Genomic DNA, 1,047 nt, shown 5'->3' with positions numbered 1-1,047 from the left:
CCAGCGCGATGGCGCCGCCGTTGACGTTGATCCGGGCCGGGTCCAGCCCCAGCTCGCGGCCGGAGGCGATCCCGACCGCGGCGAACGCCTCGTTGATCTCCACCAGGTCCAGCCCGGCCGGGTCCAGGCCCTCCCGGGCGCAGGCCTTGGCGATCGCCCGGGCCGGCTGGGACTGCAGCGTCGAGTCCGGGCCGGCGACCACCCCGTGCGCGCCGATCTCGGCGAGCCAGGACAGACCCAACTGTTCGGCCCTGGCCCGGCTCATCACCACCACCGCGGCCGCCCCGTCGGAGATCTGCGACGCCGACCCGGCGGTGACGGTGCCGTCCTTCGCGAACGCCGGCCGCAGCGCCGCCAGCGACTCGGCGGTGGTCTCCGGGCGGATGCCCTCGTCGGCGGTGACCACGACCGGCTCGCCGCGGCGCTGCGGGATCGACACCGGCACGATCTCCGCGTCGAACAGCCCGTCCTTCTGCGCGCGGGCCGCCCGCTGGTGGCTGGCGGCGGCGACGGCGTCCTGCTCGGCGCGGGAGACGAACCGGGTGCCGGTGTTGGCGGCCTCGGTGAGGTTGCCCATGGCCTGGTCGGTGAAGATGTCGTGCAGCCCGTCGAAGGCCATGTGGTCGCGCAGGGTCACATCGCCGTACTTGAACCCGGCCCGGGAGTGCTCGAGCAGGTGCGGGGCCTGGCTCATCGACTCCTGGCCGCCGGCGACGACGATGTCGAACTCGCCGGCGCGGATGAGCTGGTCGGCCAGCGCGATCGCGTCGATGCCGGACAGGCACACCTTGTTCACGGTCAGGGCGGGCACGTCCATCGGGATGCCGGCGGCCACCGCGGCCTGCCGGGCCGGGATCTGGCCGGCGCCGGCGGTGAGCACCTGACCCATGATCACGTACTCGACCTGCTCCGGGGCCACCCCGGCCTTGGCGAGGGCACCGGCGATGGCGACCCCGCCGAGGTCCGAACCGGAGAGGTCCTTCAGGGCGCCCTGCAGACGCCCCATCGGGGTCCGGGCTCCGGCAACGATGACAGAACTGGTCACGA

1 protein-coding gene is annotated in these 1,047 nt (G+C 73.9%); it reads right to left on the bottom strand.

What is annotated here, in order from left to right; all coding sequences use genetic code 11:
• On the bottom strand, positions 1-1,045 hold a 1,045-nt coding region (locus tag CQZ88_RS06040), incomplete at its 3' end, for an acetyl-CoA C-acetyltransferase (RefSeq protein ID WP_102799393.1).
• Positions 1,046-1,047 lie beyond the last annotated feature (2 nt).

The sequence above is a fragment of the Rhodococcus sp. ENV425 genome (assembly GCF_002887785.1).
Taxonomy (GTDB): Bacteria; Actinomycetota; Actinomycetes; order Mycobacteriales; family Mycobacteriaceae; genus Rhodococcus; species Rhodococcus aetherivorans.
This window is presented reverse-complemented; position numbering and strand designations above follow the sequence as displayed.